The following is a 5,627-nucleotide window of genomic DNA, read 5'->3' as shown; positions in this document are numbered from 1 at the left end:
CGGCGCCACGACAACGCCGACCAAGCCCACGACGGGAGGTGACGAGGGCCAAGCTCCGCCCGACCGCCGGAGGCGGCCGGCGCGCAACCGGCCGACGCGCAACCAGCCGGCGCGCCGGCATCCGTTGGGGCCATCCATTGGGGCGCAGTCGCGGCCGCGGCGCGGTAGTCGCGGCGGCGGCGCGGGCGGTCAGGTGGTTGGTGGCTCCGGTGCGGCCGTGTAGGCGGCTGTTGTGCGGTCGGCTGCTGCTCGGGCCATTGGCTCGGGCTCGCCGGCTGCCATGCTGGCCTCATACCAGCGTTCGCTGCTCTCGGTGGAGAAGGTGTGGCCCTCGGCGGAGTTCTGCCACGCCATGGCCTCCTCCGCGGACATGGCCGCACCGGGTGACACGTGCAGGGCCAGGCCCAGCAGGATCATGTCCCAGCCGACGCCCACGGCGCCGGGGCCGAACTCTGCCCAGCGCTCGTCGTCGACGTGGGCTATGTGTTCGACCTCGAGCCTCGACTTGTCCGCCGGCTCGGGGGTGATCCGGACGTCGATCCAGCTGACCTCGCCGCCGTACTCCCACGTCGCGAAGAAGCTCTTCGGTGGGTCGCACCTCTCCACCGTGCCGGCGGCGTTGCCCTCCAACTGGTACCGGCCACCCAGGCGCAGCTCGCCCGACACCGGGAGGAACCACCTCGAGATCCGCGACGGGTCCGTGCACGCGTCCCACAGATCCTCCGGCTCGGTGTCATACACCTGGCTGACCGTGACGATCCGCGCCTCCCCCGCCTCGAGAACGCGCTTGCTCACCCGCCGGCGCACTGCGTTGATCTGGTGGGCGACATCGATCATGGGGCTCTCCTCGTGGTCTCGTGAGACGGGACAGCCAATATATCGGCGCAGACTTATATAAGTCAACTCTACTGCGAAGGGGGAGCCGGACTACCGCGCGGCGGCCGGCGGCAGTGCGGACGCCGAGGCCACCGGCCAGCCCAACGGGTCCGCGCCCAGCGCGGCCAGCTGGTCGACCTGCTCGCGGCACCACGGCGACACCGTGAGCTCGCCGCCAACGACCATGCTCACGAACAACGGCCACGACACCCAGCCGAACTCGTCGACCTCCGCCGGCTGCGGCTGGGGCACCGAGTCCGTCACCGCGCGGAACACCGGGCACAGCTCGTTCTCCACCACCCCGTTGGCCATCACCGCGCGGTACCGGAACCGGGGCAGCAGCAGGTCGACCGACGACACGGCCAAACCGAGCTCGTCTCGCAGCCGGCGAGCCACCGCGCCGGCGAACGGCTCGTCCGGCGCGGGGTGGCCGCAACAGGAGTTGGTGACCACGCCGGGCCAGGTCTTCTTCGCTCGCGCGCGGCGGGTGACCAGCAACTCGCCACCGGCGTCGAACACATAGCAGGAGAACGCCAGGTGCAACGGCGTGTCCCGATGGTGGACGGTCGCCTTGTCGGCGGTGCCGGCCCGCCGCCCCTGCTCGTCGAGCAGGACCACCTCTTCCATCGCGACTCCCCTCGACGACCTCGACGACCCGACGACACCAAGGTGTCAAGGATGCCTGGCTCCGTGAACCGCCGCCTCACAGGTTCAGCGTCGTCCCGTCCTCCGGCACCTCGACACCCGCCTCACACACCCGGCGGTACTCCGGCGAGCGCCGGTCGAGCACCGGGTTGGTGTTGTTCAGGTGCGTGTACATCCACCGCGTGCCCGAGCCGGCGTGGGCCCGGATCCGCTCGAGGCTGCCACCGGGACCGTCGATCGGCACGTGGCCCATCGCGTGCTGCGCCGCCGTGCTCGTGCCGGTGCCGGTCATCTCCCGCGGCGAGAAGAACGTGCCGTCGAGCAACACGCAGCTCGCGCCGTCGACGAGCTCGTCGAACCCGGGCGGCCACGTCGCCAGGCACGGCGCGTACACCAGCACGCCGCCGGTGGCCGGGTCCGCCAGCCGGTAGGCCACGACCCACGGACCGTCCACAGTGGAGCCCCGGGCGTACTTGGGGCGCTTGTCGCTGACGCCGAGCGCCGACACGGTCAGGCCACCGAGCGACACGCCGGCCGGCTCCCAGTGCCAGTCGCCGTAGCGGGCGACCGTGTCGCGGATCGGGAAGCGCTCCCCCAGCGCGTGCAGCACCGCCGGCGGCGCCCACACCGACAACCCGCCACCCTCCCGGAGCAACATCAGGCCCAGTGTGTGGTCGAGCTCGGCGTCGGTGAGCAGCGCCCCACGCAGCGGCGTGTCCCGCGGCCCCGGGCCGGGCGCCAGGCACGGCGCGGAGACGACCTGCGAGCGGATGTCGGGCGACGCGTTGACCAGGTACCAGTCGGTCCCTTGTGGACTGACGGCGAGGCAGTCCTGGCTTCGCGCCGGCACCTCGGGTGCGCCCGTGCGGCACGCCGCACACATCGCGCACGCGCAGTTCCACTGCGGGAACCCACCGCCGGCCGCCGTGCCGAGCAGCCGAACCTTCACGAGCGGGCCACGGTCGGCCTGCGCATCACGAACGGCGGCGGCACGTCGACCGCGTTCTCGGCGGCCAGGATCCCGTCCACCACCCCGCGATCCGGCGACAGCGAGCACACCGGGTCGGTGGACGCGGCATCGCCGGTGAGCATGAACGCCTGGCAGCGGCAGCCACCGAAGTCGAGCGCGCGCCGGTCACACGTGCGGCAGGGGTCGCGCATCCACCCGTCGCCGCGGTAGGCGTTGAACGACTCGGACTCGTACCAGATCTCGCGCAGCGGCCGGCGCGTCACGTTCTCCACGGGCAGCGTGGTGATCACCGACGCGGCCGGGCACGGCAGCACGTCGCCGTTGGGCGCGACGGTGAGCTGCCGCGCACCCCACCCGTACATGCACGGCTTGGGGAACTTCTCGTAGTAGTCGGCCACCACGTAGACGATCTCCATCGTGCCGCGCAGCCGCTCGCCCGCCGCGCGCACGATCGGCTCCGCCGCGGTCAGCTGCGCGGGCGTCGGCATCAGCGCGGTGCGGTTGCGCAGCGCCCACCCGTAGTACTGGGTGTTCGCCAGCTCCAGCCGGTCCGCGCCCATCCGCTCGGCCAGCTCGATGAGCGCACCCACCTGGTCGTGGTTGGCCTTGTGCAGCACCACGTTCACGCTCAGCGGCAGGTCGAGCGACTTCACCACGGCGGCCGCCTCGATCTTGCGGACGTGCGCCTTCGCCCCGGCGATGAGGTCGGCCCGCACGGCGTCCGCGCCCTGCACGGACAGCTGCACGTGGGCGAGCCCGCGGTCCACCAGCTCCGACAGCCTGTCCTGGGTGAGGCCCAGCCCGCTGGTCACCAGGTTCACGTAACACCCGAGCTCGGACGCACGCTCCACCAGCGCGGGCAGGTCGGGACGCAGCAGCGGCTCCCCGCCGGACATGTGCACCTGCAGCACGCCGATGTCACGCGCCGCGTCGAGGACGGTGAGCCACTGGTCGGTGCTGAGCTCGTCGCGCTTGGCCGCCAGCTCGACGGGGTTCGAGCAGTACGGGCAGTGCAGCGGGCAGCGGTGGGTGAGCTCGGCCAGCATGCCGAGCGGCGGCTCGACGGTCACGTCCATTCGACGACCCTCCGGCCTTCCAGTCGGGCCAGCACATCGGCGACGTCCTGGGCCCGCACCCCGGCGAACCGGCTGCCGAGCCTCGACGCGATGTCCGCGACGTCCGACGCACCGTCGCACAGCTCCAGCACCGCGGCCGCGGTGGCGTTGGGCACCAGCACACCCTCGGGAAACAGCAGGACGTGGGTGTCCCTGGTCTTGTCGAACGTGAGCCGGACGCCGCGGCGCAGGCGGGGCTTCGCGGGCATGGCCTACTCCTTCGCGGCGGCGCGCTCGATGGCGTCCAACATGGACCACAGCACGTCACACTTGAACGACAGCGCGGCGATGGCCTTGTCCTGTTGCTCGCGCGTGATGCAGTAACGCACCACGGTGTCCAAAGTGGACTTTCCCTCGCCGGACACGGCCTCGACCCGGTTGGTGAAGTACGCAAGGTCCTCGCGCCGGATCCAGTCGTAGTTGGCCAGCATGTCGCCGACCCGGCGCTGCATCAGGTGCCCGGAGAACATCTCGGTGAGCCCGGACGCCACCGCCTCGACCCATGGCTTGGTGCGCGCGAACGTGACGTAGGCGTCGACCGCGAACCGGACACCCGGCACGACGTGCCGCTCGTCCAGCACCTCGGCCCGGGTGAGGCCTACCGCCTCGCACAGCCGCAGCCAGCGCTCGCGGCCGCTCTCTGCGAGGCCGTCCACACTGCTCTCGGCGATGCCGTCGTGGTAGACGATCCGGTCCAGCCAGCCGCGGCGCACCTCCGGCACCGGGCAGTTGCTGATGATGGCCGCGTCCTTCTGCGGCAGCACGCACTGGTAGTACCACCGGTTGGCCGCCCACACCCGCAGCTCGTGCGCGGAGAGCTCGCCGGCGTGCATGCGGTGATGGAAGGGATGGGTCCCCCAGTACCGGTGCGACAGGCCACGCAACGCCGCGACGAACTCGTTGGCACTGCGCGGAAGACTCGGCTCGGACACGCTGACACCTCCGATGTGTGCAGGCTCGCGACCGGCGGAGCGGGGACCGGTGGTGTCCGGCCCCCGACCGCCGGACAGGCGTGAAGCGTCAGTCCATGCGCGCCGCGTAGGCGGTGACCTCCATCGGCGTCTCGTATTCCACGAAGTCGGGGGTGGTCCAGACCTCGAGCTGGGTGGAGTCGTTCATGATTGCCTCCAGGTTCGACGAGAGTGACCCTGCGATTTCAGGGTATCGACACCAACATCGAAGATCCGACGAAAACGGTCGAGGGTCGCTGACGGTGGCCTCGAACGGGAGGTGCGGCGCGCGCCGGCGGTCGAGGCCTCCTCGACACCCACTTCACAGATGCGGATCCGCTCACCTGAGACACTGCCGGGGTGTACGACGGCGAGACCGAACCGATCCCCCGGGTGACCGGCGCGCACCGGCACGCCCGGCACGAGGAGGAACCGGACAAGCCGAACCACCCGGACGACAGACCCGCCCGGCCCCGCGGCAACGACGGCTGGTTCGACGCGGCCTCCCATGACGAGGGCGACGCTCTGGACCCCGGCCCGCCGAACCGCGACGACGATCGGCCTGATCTCCACCGCCGCGCTGACAGCGAGCCGCTCGACCGCAGCCGCCGACGCAGCGGCGACCGGCTCGGCCACGACGGGCTTGGCGGTGATCACGGCCTGCTTGATCGCGGCCGCCTAGACCGCGACCACCGCGACGATGGCGACGGGCTGGACGGTGATCACGGCGACCGCCTTGATCACCTCGGCCGTGACCAGCTTGATCGCGATAACGCGGGCGGCGTGCCCGGTCGGCCGCACGGCCACAGCCACCGGCAACGCGACGAACCCGACGAGCCGCCCGATCAGCCGCACAGCCGTAGGCGCCCGCAACGCGACGAACCTGACGAGCCGCCCGAGCGGCCGGTCGGCCGTAGGCGCCGGCAGCATGTCGAGGGAGACGACGGCGACGAGGTGCCCGGGCAGCTGGTCGGTCCCGGGCATGGTCACGGGCACGGACACACGCCCCCGCCACCCGCGTCGAATCGGGTGCGGACGCTGCTTACGGTGCTGCTCATCCCGTTCGCGCTT

At 71.5% G+C, this 5,627-nt stretch carries 9 protein-coding genes; all 9 read right to left on the bottom strand.

Annotated features, from left to right (window positions below; all coding sequences use genetic code 11):
- Window positions 1-189: 189 nt before the first annotated feature.
- The gene (locus VGD70_RS14545) at window positions 190-837 is read right to left on the bottom strand and encodes an SRPBCC family protein (RefSeq protein WP_331081973.1); all 648 of its coding nucleotides are present in this window, start codon (window positions 835-837) and stop codon (window positions 190-192) included.
- Window positions 838-927: 90 nt separating this feature from the next.
- Window positions 928-1,503, bottom strand: a complete 576-nt coding sequence (gene idi / locus VGD70_RS14540) for an isopentenyl-diphosphate Delta-isomerase (protein WP_331081972.1) — start codon at window positions 1,501-1,503, stop codon at window positions 928-930.
- A 76-nt stretch (window positions 1,504-1,579) separates the two neighbouring features.
- The gene (gene pqqB / locus VGD70_RS14535) at window positions 1,580-2,470 is read right to left on the bottom strand and encodes a pyrroloquinoline quinone biosynthesis protein PqqB (protein ID WP_331081971.1); all 891 of its coding nucleotides are present in this window, start codon (window positions 2,468-2,470) and stop codon (window positions 1,580-1,582) included.
- Window positions 2,467-3,567 carry a pyrroloquinoline quinone biosynthesis protein PqqE gene (pqqE, locus tag VGD70_RS14530; RefSeq protein WP_331081970.1) on the bottom strand — a complete coding sequence of 367 codons (1,101 nt, stop codon included), beginning with the start codon at window positions 3,565-3,567 and terminating at the stop codon, window positions 2,467-2,469. Before pqqE ends, pqqB begins: the two co-directional genes overlap by 4 nt.
- Window positions 3,558-3,815, bottom strand: a complete 258-nt coding sequence (gene pqqD / locus VGD70_RS14525; RefSeq protein ID WP_331081969.1) for a pyrroloquinoline quinone biosynthesis peptide chaperone PqqD — start codon at window positions 3,813-3,815, stop codon at window positions 3,558-3,560. Before pqqD ends, pqqE begins: the two co-directional genes overlap by 10 nt.
- Before the next feature lie 3 nt (window positions 3,816-3,818).
- Window positions 3,819-4,538, bottom strand: a complete 720-nt coding sequence (gene pqqC, locus VGD70_RS14520; RefSeq protein ID WP_331081968.1) for a pyrroloquinoline-quinone synthase PqqC — start codon at window positions 4,536-4,538, stop codon at window positions 3,819-3,821.
- Window positions 4,539-4,626: 88 nt separating this feature from the next.
- Window positions 4,627-4,725 carry a pyrroloquinoline quinone precursor peptide PqqA gene (pqqA, locus tag VGD70_RS14515; protein ID WP_291415221.1) on the bottom strand — a complete coding sequence of 33 codons (99 nt, stop codon included), beginning with the start codon at window positions 4,723-4,725 and terminating at the stop codon, window positions 4,627-4,629.
- Complete coding sequence (locus tag VGD70_RS14510; RefSeq protein ID WP_331081967.1) at window positions 4,722-5,213, bottom strand: hypothetical protein; 492 nt, start codon at window positions 5,211-5,213, stop codon at window positions 4,722-4,724. Before VGD70_RS14510 ends, pqqA begins: the two co-directional genes overlap by 4 nt.
- 21 nt (window positions 5,214-5,234) lie before the next feature.
- Window positions 5,235-5,546 carry a hypothetical protein gene (locus tag VGD70_RS14505; protein ID WP_331081966.1) on the bottom strand — a complete coding sequence of 104 codons (312 nt, stop codon included), beginning with the start codon at window positions 5,544-5,546 and terminating at the stop codon, window positions 5,235-5,237.
- Window positions 5,547-5,627: the final 81 nt, after the last annotated feature.

This window comes from Actinophytocola sp., assembly GCF_036402745.1.
Lineage (GTDB): Bacteria > Actinomycetota > Actinomycetes > Mycobacteriales > Pseudonocardiaceae > Actinophytocola.
Note: the sequence above shows the minus strand (reverse complement) of the source record. Positions and strands in the feature narration are given on the sequence as shown.